The organism is Bacillus sp. MYb56, from assembly GCF_002976445.1.
Classification (GTDB): Bacteria; Bacillota; Bacilli; order Bacillales; family Bacillaceae_G; genus Bacillus_A; species Bacillus_A mycoides.
Map to the genome: position 1 here is coordinate 78,756 of NZ_PCOH01000013.1, position 14,286 is coordinate 93,041.

14 protein-coding genes, 1 pseudogene and 2 other annotated features are annotated in these 14,286 nt (G+C 36.5%); of the genes and pseudogenes, 3 read left to right on the forward strand and 12 right to left on the reverse strand.

The window, feature by feature from the left end; translation table 11 throughout:
- Window positions 1-41: 41 nt before the first annotated feature.
- Window positions 42-270, forward strand: a binding site (T-box leader).
- Window positions 271-321: 51 nt separating this feature from the next.
- Window positions 322-549: a binding site (T-box leader), on the forward strand.
- Window positions 550-711: 162 nt separating this feature from the next.
- A complete protein-coding gene (locus tag CQ058_RS16870; RefSeq protein WP_105589886.1) occupies window positions 712-2,466 on the forward strand; it encodes an aromatic amino acid hydroxylase in 1,755 nt (584 codons plus the stop codon).
- Complete coding sequence (locus CQ058_RS16875; RefSeq protein ID WP_002143198.1) at window positions 2,447-2,761, forward strand: 4a-hydroxytetrahydrobiopterin dehydratase; 315 nt, start codon at window positions 2,447-2,449, stop codon at window positions 2,759-2,761. The genes CQ058_RS16870 and CQ058_RS16875 overlap by 20 nt, the downstream gene beginning before the upstream one ends.
- 16 nt (window positions 2,762-2,777) lie before the next feature.
- Here the strand turns inward: CQ058_RS16875 and CQ058_RS16880 are convergent.
- Window positions 2,778-3,635 (reverse strand): annotated as a pseudogene (locus CQ058_RS16880) (VOC family protein).
- A 21-nt stretch (window positions 3,636-3,656) separates the two neighbouring features.
- Entirely contained in the window at window positions 3,657-4,061 is a 405-nt protein-coding gene (locus CQ058_RS16885) for a DoxX family protein (protein ID WP_002015248.1), read from the reverse strand.
- A 156-nt stretch (window positions 4,062-4,217) separates the two neighbouring features.
- On the opposite strand from CQ058_RS16885, the gene CQ058_RS16890 reads away from it, so the two are divergent.
- Entirely contained in the window at window positions 4,218-4,763 is a 546-nt protein-coding gene (locus CQ058_RS16890) for a helix-turn-helix domain-containing protein (protein WP_002015249.1), read from the forward strand.
- Window positions 4,764-4,802: 39 nt separating this feature from the next.
- Here the strand turns inward: CQ058_RS16890 and CQ058_RS16895 are convergent, their stop codons facing one another.
- The 10 genes from CQ058_RS16895 to CQ058_RS16940 form a co-directional block, all read right to left on the reverse strand.
- Complete coding sequence (locus CQ058_RS16895) at window positions 4,803-5,180, reverse strand: hotdog family protein (protein ID WP_002015250.1); 378 nt, start codon at window positions 5,178-5,180, stop codon at window positions 4,803-4,805.
- A 110-nt stretch (window positions 5,181-5,290) separates the two neighbouring features.
- Window positions 5,291-5,749 (reverse strand): GNAT family N-acetyltransferase, encoded by a 459-nt coding sequence (locus CQ058_RS16900; protein WP_002015252.1) that lies wholly within the window; start codon window positions 5,747-5,749, stop codon window positions 5,291-5,293.
- Between the two features lie 58 nt (window positions 5,750-5,807).
- Entirely contained in the window at window positions 5,808-6,335 is a 528-nt protein-coding gene (locus CQ058_RS16905; RefSeq protein WP_002190727.1) for a GNAT family N-acetyltransferase, read from the reverse strand.
- Between the two features lie 294 nt (window positions 6,336-6,629).
- Window positions 6,630-7,025 (reverse strand): ankyrin repeat domain-containing protein, encoded by a 396-nt coding sequence (locus CQ058_RS16910; protein ID WP_002129192.1) that lies wholly within the window; start codon window positions 7,023-7,025, stop codon window positions 6,630-6,632.
- On the reverse strand, window positions 6,992-7,810 hold the full coding sequence (locus CQ058_RS16915; RefSeq protein ID WP_002190728.1) for an ABC transporter ATP-binding protein: 819 nt from the start codon (window positions 7,808-7,810) through the stop codon (window positions 6,992-6,994). The genes CQ058_RS16910 and CQ058_RS16915 overlap by 34 nt, the downstream gene beginning before the upstream one ends.
- Window positions 7,797-8,825, reverse strand: coding sequence for a FecCD family ABC transporter permease (locus CQ058_RS16920; RefSeq protein WP_002015259.1), 1,029 nt, complete (start codon window positions 8,823-8,825; stop codon window positions 7,797-7,799). Before CQ058_RS16920 ends, CQ058_RS16915 begins: the two co-directional genes overlap by 14 nt.
- A 5-nt stretch (window positions 8,826-8,830) precedes the next feature.
- Window positions 8,831-9,778, reverse strand: coding sequence for a helical backbone metal receptor (locus CQ058_RS16925; protein ID WP_002190730.1), 948 nt, complete (start codon window positions 9,776-9,778; stop codon window positions 8,831-8,833).
- Between the two features lie 147 nt (window positions 9,779-9,925).
- Window positions 9,926-10,162, reverse strand: a complete 237-nt coding sequence (locus tag CQ058_RS16930; protein ID WP_002190732.1) for a YrhC family protein — start codon at window positions 10,160-10,162, stop codon at window positions 9,926-9,928.
- A gap of 126 nt (window positions 10,163-10,288) precedes the next feature.
- The gene (gene adhE, locus CQ058_RS16935) at window positions 10,289-12,892 is read right to left on the reverse strand and encodes a bifunctional acetaldehyde-CoA/alcohol dehydrogenase (RefSeq protein ID WP_002190733.1); all 2,604 of its coding nucleotides are present in this window, start codon (window positions 12,890-12,892) and stop codon (window positions 10,289-10,291) included.
- A gap of 260 nt (window positions 12,893-13,152) precedes the next feature.
- Window positions 13,153-14,286: a bifunctional cystathionine gamma-lyase/homocysteine desulfhydrase gene (locus CQ058_RS16940; RefSeq protein WP_002034121.1), complete on the reverse strand. Its 1,134-nt coding sequence runs from the start codon at window positions 14,284-14,286 to the stop codon at window positions 13,153-13,155.

A 14,286-nucleotide genomic window follows, 5' to 3' on the forward strand; every position in this document is an offset into this window, starting at 1 on the left:
TAGTTTTATAATACAAAACATAGTTTAGTTGAACGAATTATATATCGGCTTTGAAGGAATACTAGTAGCGACTTATATCCCTGTCTCAGAGAACTGATGGTTGGTGCGAATCAGTACATATACAAGCGTGAATTACAATTCTGGAGCTTCTTTCCCGTAATGCTTTTTATGCATGAAGAGAAAGACGGATCTTTCCGTTATCTTAAAGTAAGTGGTAAACAATTAATTGTTTACAAATAGGGTGGTACCGCGATTTTTATCGTCCCTATCGGATTTTCCGATAGGGGCTTTTTTGCGTCCTTCCCTTTTAAATAACTTCATATATACGCGTTGAAAGAATCGCAGTAGTATCTTGTATCCCTGTTTCAGAGAGCTAATGGTCGGTGGGAATTAGCACATATATAAGTACGAATTACAATTCTGGAGCTTCTTTTTCGTAGTGCTTTTATGCATGAAGGAAAAGACGGAATTTTTCCGTTATCATTAGTTGAGATGTAAGTATATTTTCACTTACAAATAGGGTGGTACCGCGATTTTTTCGCCCCTATCGGATTTTCCGATAGGGGATTTTTCTATTTCTCACGCAAACAGTTGTTAAAGAATTTCGAATGTTATGATAAAATTTTATAAGCGCTTACAATTCTGAAAGGAGGTGGTACAAGCTATACAAAACTGGTATTCATTTTTATAGAGAAAAAGGAGGACGTCTAAATGACAAAGAAAACAGAAATTCCATCACATTTAAAACCATTCGTATCCACACAGCATTATGATCAATACACACCGGTGAATCACGCTGTTTGGCGTTACATTATGAGACAAAACCATAGCTTCTTAAAAGATGTTGCTCATCCATCCTATGTCAACGGACTACAATCATCTGGTATTAATATAGATGCAATTCCAAAAGTAGAAGAAATGAATGACTGTTTAGCACCAAGCGGCTGGGGTGCCGTAACGATTGACGGACTTATTCCCGGCGTCGCATTCTTCGATTTTCAGGGGCATGGATTACTACCAATCGCAACAGATATTCGTAAAGTAGAAAATATCGAGTATACACCCGCTCCTGATATCGTTCATGAAGCTGCAGGCCACGCACCGATTTTGCTTGATTCTACATATGCAAAATATGTGAAACGCTTTGGACAAATTGGAGCGAAAGCTTTCTCCACAAAAGAAGAACATGATGCTTTTGAAGCCGTTCGTACATTAACGATCGTAAAAGAAAACCCTACTTCTACACCTGAAGAAGTTGCAGTTGCTGAAAATGCTGTAATCGAAAAACAAAACTTAGTTTCTGGTTTATCAGAAGCAGAACAAATTTCACGTTTATTCTGGTGGACAGTGGAATACGGCTTAATCGGCAATATAAATGATCCGAAAATTTACGGTGCTGGTCTCCTTTCCTCTGTCGGTGAAAGTAAGCATTGCTTAACAAACGCTGTAAAGAAAGTCCCATTCTCAATTGAAGCTTGCACCGGGACAACTTATGATGTAACAAAAATGCAACCACAGCTATTTGTTTGTGAATCATTTGAAGAATTGACTGAGGCCCTTGAGCAGTTCTCTACAACGATGGCATTTAAAACAGGTGGAACAGAAGGATTAGAAAAAGCAATCCGCTCCGAAAATCATGCTACAACTGAGCTAAGTAGTGGATTACAAATTACGGGTACATTTACAGAGACAATTAAAAATGATACTGGTGAAGTTATTTACACACGAACAAGCTCACCAACTGCATTAGCAATTCATAATAAACAACTAGCAAATCATTCTACATCTGTGCACAGCGATGGATTCGGGACACCAATCGGATTACTAGATGGAGATATTGCATTAGAAAATTGTACAGAAGAACAATTACAATCATTAGGCATTACAATTGGAAGCAGTGCAGAGTTTACTTTTGCAAGTGGCATTCATGTAAAAGGAACAGTAACAGACATTGTAAAGAATGATAAAAAAATTGCTCTTATCTCCTTTATAAATTGTGCAGTTACTCATAAAGATCGCTTATTATTTGATCCTTCATGGGGAGCATTTGATATGGCTGTCGGCTCACAAATCACTTCTGTATTCCCAGGAGCGGCAGATGCGGCTGCATTTTTCCCGATGAATGAAGAAGTACAAGAAACGCCTGATCCACTTGTACTGAATAAGCTTGAACGTATGTATCAAACAGTTCGAGATATACGTAACGATAGTATTTTACACGATACTCATACTGATCAATTAATAGCTATTCAAGAAGTATTAAATAAATTTCATCCGAAAGAATGGTTGCTTCGTCTTGAAATTTTAGAATTGCTTTTAGAACATAACAAAGGACACGAAGCATCAGCAGCATTATTACAACAACTTTCTACTTTCACAACTGAAGAATCTGTAACACGTCTTATTAACAATGGTCTTGCGTTACTGCAGGTAAAGGATGTGAAAAATGATGCTACGATTAACTAATGAAGAAGTACAAGAGGAATTAACAAAGCTGGATAAATGGACAGTGAAAGATGAAAAATGGATTGAAAGAAAATATATGTTTTCCGACTACTTAAAAGGAGTCGAATTTGTCTCTGAAGCCGCCAAACTATCAGAAGAACATAATCACCACCCATTTATCCTTATCCAGTATAAAGCAGTCATTATTACTTTGTCATCATGGAATGCAAAAGGTTTAACGAAACTAGATTTTGACCTTGCAAAGCAATTTGATGACCTATTTTTACAAAATGAAAAAGCTATTATAAGAAAGTGAAAAAAGAGAAGCCTTTTTAGGCTTCTCCTTTCACTTTAAAATGTATACAATGTCCAAACGGATCCTTGGCCTGTAATATTCCATCTTTATACGTAGCAACTACGCCAATATATTTTAAACTTTCACACACTTGCTCTTTTTGTTTTTCATCTGCTAGTACAATTGTGAAATATTTCAAACCAACGGAATTTGGCATTTGTGGTGGTATACCTTCACCCTGCCATGTATTTAAACCGATATGGTGATGATAACCACCTGCTGATACGAACAACGCTCCATTACGAGCTGGAATCGTTACATCAAAACCAAGGCCATCAACATAGAAACGTTTCGCTTCTTCTAAGTCAGCTACATGTAAATGAATGTGCCCCATCACAGTACCAGCCGGGAACCCATTCCATGTATTTCCTTGCTGTAATAATCCTTCGCCGTCTAACGGGTTACTAACAAATGGTAACTCTCCATTTTCATCATGCCAAACTTCTTTTTGGCGATCATGATAAATTTCAATCCCGTTTCCATCTGGATCAGCTAAATAAAGAGCTTCACTAAAGTAATGGTCAGCCCCACCATGTAATGGGTGTACTCTCTCAACAAAATGACGAAGAATATTTGCTAAGTCTTGTCTGTTTGGTAATAAAATTGCATAGTGATATAAACCAGTTCGACCTCTTTGCTTCGGAAGAGCGTCTTCCTTTTCTTCTATTATGAGAAGTGGCTCATTGTCCTCATTACCAAACGTAACGATTGTACTTTTTTCTTACAGTACCTTCATACGCAATACTTCTGTATAAAACTCTAGCGATTTCTTTAAATTTGATACATATAAATGAACAACCCCAAGTGTTGTTTCGGGATGAAGTGGAAAGCCCATTTTGTTATACCCCCATTTTAATTAATTCTTCTTTAACATTTTCTCTTTTAAGAAATTATCTACAAAACCATTAGCTTTCGCAACAAATAAGTAAGCACCCATCGCTAATAATGCAAGTTCTAACTCAAATCCAGGATTTTTCCCGTCTCCTAACAAACCAGCTGACCATTTTACTTTCACAATCGCTCCAACCATAACAAGTGCAAATAATAAGCCAATATACCTTACGCCTAAACCTAGAATTAACAATAGACCTCCAACTAATTCAACTGTTGCTACACCGTATGCAAGTCCTCCTGGTAAACCAATGCTTGTAAACCACCCTGCAATATTGTCAATTCCTGATTGGAATTTTGTTAAACCGTGCATAAAGAACGTTACCCCTAACACGATACGAATAATTAAGTTACCAATATGTTGATTCATTTCTTTCTCTCCTTTATAGTTTTGTTATACAAAACTTTTATTTACATTACAAAACATACACTAATTATTTTTATTCGTCAATTCATTTTTCATGAGAAAAAATATTTTTTTTTTGCTATGATACAAATAGTTGTTTACAAAAAGGAGCATGATTTTATGAATATCGGTTCTGCGATTCGTGAAATTCGTCAACGTAGAGGAATTACGATTGCCCAAATTTGTGAAGGAACAGGTCTTTCTAAAGGCTTTATGAGTCAGGTTGAAAACAATAAAACATCACCATCTATCTCAACTTTAGAAATGATCGCTAATTTTTTAAATGTTCCCCTTCCATATTTATTGTTAGAACAAAAAGATCGTTTAAAAATTGTAAAAAAAGAAGAGCGTAAATACAGTGTGTATGGAAAAGATGAACAAAGAATTGAACATGTTGCGGAGCAAGGTGGTCTCCGCCTATCTCTAGTAGAAATTTCTGCCGGATTCCCGAAAGAAAACTCACCAAATGCTCATGAAGGTGAAGAGTGTCATCTTGTATTACGCGGAAAACTAGAAGTTCAACATGGAGAAGATATTGCGATTGTAGAAGAAGGTGATTCTTTCTCTTGGAATGCATGCGTTCCTCATATTGTTCGCAATATAGGTGAAGAATCTGCATTATTACTTATCTCTAGTCATGCGGAAAATCGAAAACGTGTTTACTAAACGATAAAAAAGAAGCCTGTTTCGTAACAGGCTTCTTTTTTATTCCCTTATAATTCCATAACTCGTCCCAACTAGTACGGTCTTTTCATGTTGATTGCGATAAACTGACTCAATTGAAACTTTTTTATATCCTTCCATTTGCTCAATATTTGTTAAAGTTAATTCACAAGTAACCGTATCCCCTGTAAAAACTGGTCTAATAAACTCACTTACTAATTCCCTCGCTATGTAATGTAACTCTTCGCCTACTTTCGTCCCAATGCTAGCAGTCAATAAACCATGGACCATTAATCGTCCATTCTCATCATATTCCATATGATGTCTACCTTTATCGCCTGTAATATTTGCAAATTCAAAAACTTCTTCCTCGGTAAATCTTCTTTCATATTTAAATATATCCCCAACTTTTACATTCATTTTTATCCCCCGTTTAATAAACTGAATTTTCTTTTATTTTACCACAAAATGAGTCTCAGTTCAGTTTATATTATTAAAATAGCAATCCTTTTTCTTTATTACCTTATAAGTTATCGATGCCCTTCCTTTTTTGCCACTTGATACCCATAGTACGCACATGTTCCATTTCTTGATAACTCTCTTACTTCAAAATCACAACTTCTATAAAAATCAAAATTGTTAGCGGACGTATGCGCAAACCAATCGCCATGCGGAAGCTTTTGTAAACAAAGAGCTACAAGTTTCTTACCTAACCCTTTCCCCCTATACTCACACTTCACAACTAAATTTACTATGTTAGCAACCATGATTTGATCAGAAATAACTCTAACCATCGCGACCATTTCTTCTTCATCCCAAATTGTGAAAGCCCATGTTGAATTTTCAAATGCAATCGTAAACTTTTCAATTTGCCAAGAAGGGATATTATCATTACTCCAGCCAGCATCTTCAAATAATGTCTTAATCGCATATGCTGGCACTCCATTCGTTCCTTCACGAATAATTAGTCCATTATGATAAATATACATGTAATCCCTCCCTTTATTTTTTATATACCATTCTCCAAAAAATGCAATTCACCTTTTTTCATCCAACCCGCTTAATGGAATAAACGAGAACATCCATCTCATGAAATGAAGTTGTTTTCTCATAACTAAGCCCTGTTTTTCTAGCAACAAATATTGAAGCTGGGTGGTTCGGATTAATAAGTGAAATTAATTTATTCATTTGTAATGCTTGAAAACCATAGTCTCGAAATGCCGCCGCAGCCTCTTTCGCATACCCTTTCCCCCAATACTTAGGAAGTAGCCAATAGCCAATCTCAATTTCCTCTTTTCCATCTACCTTCTGCTTGACAAGTCCTGCATGACCAATTCTTATCCCTGTTTCCTTTTCAATCATTACAAATAAACCGAGACCATTTTTATAATTTGGAAGTACCCTCTCCTCCAAACTTTTTTTACATTGCATAAATGTTTTTAACGTTCCATTTCCAATATAGCGCATTACCTTCTCATCCCCCCATAAAGAAGCATAAAATGGTAAATCATCCACTGTATATTTGCGAAATTGTAAGCGATCTGTATGGAACACTCTTTTATTCACTCCCATCATTTTGAACCTCATTACATAACAACATATTTCAAACTACGTAAGTGTTGAATAATTCATATCAAGAAAGTTACCAAAAAGAAAGAAAATTCAATCTTATAAAAGTGTATTATATCAAAAAAAAGCAGTAGACAAAAGAGTGTCTACTGCATCCATATCATAACTAGTATAAAGAAAACTACAATTGAGGGGGTGTAGGATTTTCAAATATACTAGATACTTATCCCGTTCTAACGGGCGGTAAACCTTCCAATCCTTTGAGTGGAAAGTTTACCGCACATAAGAACTTTGCGGTCATTAAGAAAGCACTGTTAAGTACTCAAATACACGCTGAGCTTTTTCTCCACCCATTCGTGCATGTTGAAGAAGAGAGATGCCATGTGGGCCAGATGCACGTAATGCTTCTGGTTGTGCTACTAAAATGGCTTGTACGACTTCAAGTTCACCCAGCATAGCTGCTGCAAAAATATCCATCCGAGCTCCCTTTTCCAGTAAATAAAGAGCAATATCTTTACGGCCTACATGGGCCGCTGCTCCTAAGGCACTTTCCCAATCTGAGCCACCCCAATTATAAGAAGCATGAAGTAAGCTCGGTGATTCGGCCAAAAGCTCCTGTACTCTTTCTAGATCTCCGTGAGCTGCCATAACAAATTCCCTTACTAACTCAGTGGTAATACGCTCGTCTGTTTGCATCTCTCTTCTCCCTTTTCACAAATTCGTTTCGGTGTAAAAAATGGCTTGTCACTCCCTTGGAATATATCAACTTCAATTCCAAATACACGCTGAAACATTTGATGACATAGTACTTCTTCTGGTACGCCATCATACTGAATCTTCCCTTGTTTTAATACGAGTAAACGATCGCTATATTGAGCCGCTTGATTAATATCATGTAAAACCATTACAATCGTCATACCAAACTCTTCGTTTAATCGTTTAACAAGTTCCATTACTTCTAACTGATGGACGATATCTAAAAAGGTTGTTGGTTCATCTAATAGTAAGACATTTGTGCGTTGTGCAAGCGTCATTGCAATCCAAGCACGTTGCCTTTCTCCTCCTGATAAGGATTGTAAAAGACGATATTCATACCCTTCAAGCTTTGTAACAGACAATGCCCAATCAACAATTTCTTCATCTTCTTTATTTAAGCGACTACTCCATGATTTATGAGGACCTCTTCCGAACTCTATTAGTTCTTTCACTGTTAAATCTAATTGATGATCGTACATTTGTGGTAACATCGCTAATTGCTTCGCTACATCTGCACTCTTCATCGTATAAATATTTTCCCCATCTAAAATGATGTCTCCTTCGCTTTGTTTAAGTAGCCGTGCTATTAAACGAAGCAAAGTAGATTTCCCCGATCCATTCGGACCGATTAAACTAACGATTTCTCCAGCTTTAATATGTACATTCATATTTTGCATTTGAAATCTTTCAGAATGTGCGTAAAACACTTTGTTAACGGAAATCACGTTGTTTTCCTCCTCTATGGATTAAATATAAGAAGAACGGACCACCTAAGAAGGACAATAAAATACCAACAGGCAATTCGATTGGATCGAACCAACTTCGAGCTATCGCATCCGCAAAAACAAGTAATATCCCACCGCCAAGGCATGATAATGGCAGTAAATATTTATAGTCATTTCCAACTAATAAACGTAACATATGCGGTACAACAAGACCGACAAATCCAATAAGACCAGAAACACTAACTGCTATTCCAGCTAACATTGTACTTACTACTATTAAATAAAACCGACTTCTTTCCACGTTATATCCTAATAATTTTGCCATTTCATCCCCAAGCATTAATACTCGAATATGTTTAATACCGAAGAAAGCTAATATAATAGCGAATATCGCATAGTAAATAATCATATTTAAATGTGCCCAACTAACACCACCAATACCACCAGCTAACCACGGTAAAACTGATTGTACTTTGTCGCTATGTAATAACATTAGCGCTGAAGTCGCTGCACCAATTAAGGCGTTTATTGAAACACCTACTAATACAATTCGTGAAGGTGGCGCCCCCTTTTGCCATGATAGTGCGTAAATGACCATTGCTGTAATAAAAGCTCCTAAAAACGCTCCTAGTGGTAAGAATGCCATATGTTGAGGAAATAAAATCATGATTATAATTGCTACAAGACCTGCTCCTGATGAAACTCCGATAATTCCAGGATCTGCAAGAGGATTTCTCATAACCCCTTGCAATAATGCTCCTGATGCAGCTAAACACGTTCCTACTATAAAACCAACGAGCACTCTCGGTATACGAAGATCCCATACAATTCGATGAACTGTCGAACCTTCATCTTGTATACCTTCTATAATGTCTCGTAAAGAAAAAGATAAGCTCCCTGCAAAAAGGCCATAAAAAAGACCTAGAACAGTTAATACGACTAAAGTAACTGTTATTATCCACCTTTTTCTCGCAAAAGGATGTTCCTTTTCTCTTACTATTTCACTACTCTCCATACTTATCATTTCCTTACATCTTGTATACTTTTATACATAAAGTCCATCGCTTCTGTAACTTTTGTCCCAGGATTTGATCCAAATAAATCTGGTGGTAAAATAACTACACGATTTTGTTTTACTGCATCTAAATTTTTCCATGCTTCATTTTTCATCATTTCGCCTTCAAATGCTTTTTTCACACTATTGGGATCTCCATGTGTAATTAAATAAATCACATCTGGATTTGCTTCAATAATACGTTCTACACTTAGCTGTGCATATTGCGGATACTCTTTCATTTCTGGAAAACTAGCTGCGATATTTTCCCCGCCTGTTTTTTCTAAAATATCCCCTGATAGAGATGTTGGTAATGCTGCTAAATAAGTGCCTGGTGCTCCATAAACTAGCAACGCTTTAACATCACTCTTTTTCTCATATTTCTTCATTTGATCATTAATTTTTTGGTTAAGCTCTTTTGCTTTATCTTCTTTCTTCATTACTGTTCCATACATTTCAATACCCTTTTGAATATCTTTTACAGAGTTGGCTGAAGAAATGATTACTTTTGTTCCTTGTCCTTCGACCGTTGGAATGTTCTTTTGGAATCCATTGTTAGCAACAAGTACATCCGGTTTTAAACTAGCAATTTGCTCAAAATTCGGTTGATGTGCATTCCCGATTACTTGTGCTTTCTTTAATTCCTCTGGGAGAGTTAATTTTGTATCAGGACGACCTACTATTTTTCCACCTAAAGCATGAATAATATCCATGTCTCCCATACTCAACGTAGCAAAACTTTCAGGAACTTTATTGAATGTTATCTTTCTGTCTGAGAGATCGGTAATTTCGATTTTGTCTGTTCCTTTGTCTGTTTTTGTTACGGATGCTTTTTCGTTTTCTTTTGCACTGCAACCTATTAATAAGAAAAAAATAGATAAGATCGCTGTGAACAGCGTAATAGATTTGTTCATTCTTTCACCTCTAATTGATAATAATAATCATTAACTACTATTCTACTTTAATTGATAAGGATTATCATTGTCAATATGAAACGCATACATTTTCTACAAAAATGAAAAAACGCTACAAAAAGATTTCTTCTTTTCGTAGCGCCCTATTTAACAATTTTCTTCATATTCGCTCTCCTCTAATTGATCACGCATCGTTCTAACACGCTTAAAGAAGAAAAAAGCAAGAACTAAAAATACAATAATACTCCCCATCATAACAAAAGACTGTACCATACTTTTTATTCCACTTGGAATTAATAAACCGATCATTAAAAATGTACTTATAGCTAAAAGTACTTGTGCAAACCGGGTATAATCTGCTACTTTTTCTTGTAATTCTTTCATCTGCTTATCACTCCCATCCTCACTTTATCACATTCTATCAAGCTTAAAGACAAGTAAATAGAACCAATCTGGGAGATGTTTTCCAAAGTAAAAAAGAGCCGCTTACTCGCGGCTCTTTTTTATCTATTATACGCCTTTATATGCTTCCATATAGATTTCTTTCAGCTCTGAAATGAGCGGTAATTTTGGATTAGCTGTTGTACATTGATCTTCAAAAGCTCTTTCTGCTAATAATCCAACAACCCCTTCAAATTGGTCTTTAGCAACTCCTTGTCCTGCAATACTCATATTTATATTTAAGCTTTTTCCAAGCTCAATAATTGCTTGGACGAGTGATTCCACACCTTCCGCTGTTGAGCTTGCTGGAAGCCCTAGCATTCTCGCAATATGTGCATAGCGTTCATCAGCCACAAAGTGCTCATATTTTGGGAACAATGCGTGTTTTCTTGGCTTAATAGCATTGTAGCGAACTACGTGCGGCATAAGAATTGCATTCGCACGTCCATGCGGAATATGGAATTCCGGTCCAATTTTATGCGCTAAACTATGATTAATACCTAGGAAAGCATTTGCAAATGCCATCCCTGCGATTGCGGAAGCATTATGCATTTTTTCTCGTGCTTCTTCATCATTTCCATTTTTATATGCTCTCGGTAAATATTTAAATACGAGATCAATTGCTTTTAATGCTAAACCATCAGTATAGTCATTTGCCAGAACAGACACATACGCTTCAATTGCATGTGTTAATACGTCCATACCAGTATCTGCCGTCACATGAGGTGGTACTGTCATTACAAATTGCGGATCAACAATCGCTACATCTGGTGTTAATTCATAATCCGCAAGCGGGTATTTAATATTATTTTTCTTATCTGTAATAACCGCAAATGGCGTCACTTCTGATCCCGTCCCTGATGTTGTTGGAATGGCAACAAATTGTGCTTTATTTCCCAAGTTCGGATACTTACATGTACGTTTTCTTATATCTAAAAACTTCTGTTTTATTCCATAGAATGTCGTTTCTGGGTGCTCATAGAATAGCCACATCCCTTTTGCTGCATCCATAGCTGAACCGCCACCAAGCGCGATAATTACATCTGGTTTAAAGCTTTTCATCATGTCCGCACCTTTAAATACAGTTTCATCTGATGGATCTGGCTCAACTTCAAAGAAAACTTCAACTTTCACATCATTTGCATGCTTACGTAAATAGTGCGTAACTGTATCTACATAACCGTGCTCAACCATCCCTGGATCCGTTACAATAAATGCGCGGGAAATGTTAGGCATGTTTGCTAAATATGCTGTCGCATGTTTTTCAAAATAAATTTTGGGTGGTAATTTGAACCACTGCATATTCTTTTTTCTATTTGCCAACCTTTTTATATTTAATAAATGAGTCGCCGTTACGTTTTGGGAAACTGAGTTTTTCCCGTAGGAGCCACAACCAAGCGTAAGTGATGGAATAAATCCATTATATATATCACCAATTCCACCTTGTGATGAAGGTGCATTTACAATGAGACGGCAGGCTTTCATACGTAACCCAAATTGTTTTTGTACTTCTTTATTTGTAGAATGGATAACCGCTGAATGCCCTAGGCCACCAAGCTCTAACATTTCTTCGCAATATGTAAATCCTTCTTCTAATGAATTTGCTTTTACACAAGCTAACACTGGGCTCAGTTTCTCACGAGATAGTGGATACGCTGCTCCGATGCCTTTAATTTCAGCTGCAAGCATTTTTGTATGTTCAGGTACAGTAATTCCTACTAATTCAGCAATATACTGTGCTGATTTCCCAACAATATCACTATTTACTGCACATGTATTTTCATTAATAACAAGCTTTTCTAATTTCTTTCTCTCTTCCTCTGTTACAAAATAACAATTATTTGCAATCATTTCTGCTTTAACATCATTATAGATTTCCTTATCTACAATGATGGCTTGTTCTGACGCACAAATCATACCGTTATCAAATGTTTTCGATAAAATCAAATCATTAACAGCACGTTTTACATGTGCCGATTTCTCTATATAACATGGTACATTGCCTGGCCCTACACCTAGCGCGGGTTTACCAGTAGAATAAGCCGATTTCACCATACCAGCCCCTCCAGTTGCTAGAACGAGTGCGACACCATCATGGTTCATTAATTGTTTCGTTGCTTCCACAGAAGGTCTTTCAATCCATTGAATACAATGCTTTGGTGCACCAGCTTTCACTGCTGCATCATATACTGTTTTTGCCGCTGCAACGGAACAGTTTTGTGCAGAAGGATGAAATGCGAAAATAATTGGATTTCTCGTTTTTATCGCGATTAATGCTTTAAACATTGTTGTCGATGTTGGGTTCGTTACTGGCGTTACCCCAGCTACTACACCGACAGGTTCTGCGATTTCTATTATTTCTTCATGAGGATCTTCATGAATAATTCCTACCGTTTTATCTTTCTTTATACTATGCCAAATATATTCAGTGGCAAAAATATTTTTAATGCATTTATCTTCATATACGCCACGGCCCGTTTCTTCAACAGCCAACTTCGCAAGCGGCATATGTTGATCGACACCCGCAAGCGCCATTTCATGAACAATGTTGTCAATTTGCTCTTGTGTAAAACTTTCTAATGCTTGTAAAGCTTTTTGACCGTTATCTACTAACGTATCAATCATCTCTTTTACCTCTTGCATTTCATTTACAACTTTCTCTTTGACTACCATGTAAATTTCCTCCTATTCTGCTATCTTGGACTTCATAAGTCCCTATAGGTCATAAAAAGTCCCGATTAGCGTAAAAAAATAGAGTTACCTTCCTACATGAATCCCATCACTTGCGAAACATTTCACAAGTTTGTTCGTGAATAATATTTCATGAATTCAATATACATGAAATCATTTCATTTGTGTATGTCTAATTTGTGAAACATTTCACAAATTAATATAATAAAAATGCACTGCTCTATATTAGCAGTGCATTTTTACTATGCTAGTGCTTGTGCCAAATCTTCAATTAAATCTTCTCCATCTTCAATACCAACAGAGATTCGAATTAATGTATCTGTAATTCCTAATTCTTTACGGCGATCTGCTGGGATTGATGCATGTGTCATTTGTGATGGAATGGAAATTAAGCTTTCTACTGCTCCTAAGCTTTCAGCAAGTGTAAAGTACTGTAACTTCTCAAGTACTCTATTTAATGTTTCTTCACTATCTACATCGAATGAGATGATTGCACCAAATCCGTTCGCCTGTTCTTTTGCTAATTCATGATTTTGATGTGATTCAAGACCTGGATAATATACTTTATTTACTTTCGGATGGTTATTTAAAAACTCAGCAATTGCGCGTGAATTTATTTCATGCTCCTCCATACGAATTCCTAATGTTTTTAAACCACGAAGTAGTAAGAAGCTGTCTTGTGGTCCAAGAATACCTCCTGTTGAGTTTTGTACGAAATGAAGGTCCTCTGCTAGTTGCGGGCTATTTACAGCTACTAGGCCTGCAACTACATCACTATGCCCACCTAAATATTTCGTTGCACTATGAAGTACAATGTCTGCTCCTAAAGAAATTGGCGACTGCCAATATGGCGTCATGAATGTGTTATCAATAATTGTTAATAAATCGTTCTCTTTAGCAAGAGCGGATATTTTCTTAATATCAGTAATTTTCAGTAATGGATTCGTTGGTGTTTCCACATAAATCGCTTTCGTATTTGGGCGAATTGCTTCTACAACTTCCTCTAGGTTTGTTGTATCTACAAATGTATGCTCAATGCCGAAACGGTTTAGTACTTTTGTAATAACGCGATACGTACCGCCATAAACATCATCTGTTAAAATGACGTGATCTCCTTTTGAGAATAGCATAATAGTTGCTGTAATAGCTGCCATCCCTGAACCAAATGCAAATCCAGCATGACCATTTTCTAACACTGCAATCATTTCTTCTAAAGCTGAACGAGTTGGATTACCTGTTCGTGAATATTCATATCCTTGATGCTTACCAACTGCTTCTTGTTTGTACGTACTCGTTTGATATATCGGCACGTTTACAGATCCAGTTGAAGGTTCTCCTATGCGAATACCATGAATTAACTTTGTCTTTGCTCTCAT

Bases quoted from the DNA above. Each gene is read 5' to 3' on its own strand.
- CQ058_RS16925 (WP_002190730.1), bottom strand. From the start codon at position 9,778: ATGAACAAATCTATTACGCTGTTCACAGCGATCTTATCTATTTTTTTC.
- CQ058_RS16900 (WP_002015252.1), bottom strand. From the start codon at position 5,749: ATGTATATTTATCATAATGGACTAATTATTCGTGAAGGAACGAATGGA.
- adhE (WP_002190733.1), bottom strand. From the start codon at position 12,892: ATGGTAGTCAAAGAGAAAGTTGTAAATGAAATGCAAGAGGTAAAAGAG.
- CQ058_RS16940 (WP_002034121.1), bottom strand. From the start codon at position 14,286: ATGAGAGCAAAGACAAAGTTAATTCATGGTATTCGCATAGGAGAACCT.
- CQ058_RS16870 (WP_105589886.1), top strand. From the start codon at position 712: ATGACAAAGAAAACAGAAATTCCATCACATTTAAAACCATTCGTATCC.
- CQ058_RS16885 (WP_002015248.1), bottom strand. From the start codon at position 4,061: ATGAATCAACATATTGGTAACTTAATTATTCGTATCGTGTTAGGGGTA.
- CQ058_RS16905 (WP_002190727.1), bottom strand. From the start codon at position 6,335: ATGATGGGAGTGAATAAAAGAGTGTTCCATACAGATCGCTTACAATTT.
- CQ058_RS16890 (WP_002015249.1), top strand. From the start codon at position 4,218: ATGAATATCGGTTCTGCGATTCGTGAAATTCGTCAACGTAGAGGAATT.
- CQ058_RS16910 (WP_002129192.1), bottom strand. From the start codon at position 7,025: ATGCAAACAGACGAGCGTATTACCACTGAGTTAGTAAGGGAATTTGTT.
- CQ058_RS16930 (WP_002190732.1), bottom strand. From the start codon at position 10,162: ATGAAAGAATTACAAGAAAAAGTAGCAGATTATACCCGGTTTGCACAA.
- CQ058_RS16875 (WP_002143198.1), top strand. From the start codon at position 2,447: ATGATGCTACGATTAACTAATGAAGAAGTACAAGAGGAATTAACAAAG.
- CQ058_RS16895 (WP_002015250.1), bottom strand. From the start codon at position 5,180: ATGAATGTAAAAGTTGGGGATATATTTAAATATGAAAGAAGATTTACC.
- CQ058_RS16920 (WP_002015259.1), bottom strand. From the start codon at position 8,825: ATGGAGAGTAGTGAAATAGTAAGAGAAAAGGAACATCCTTTTGCGAGA.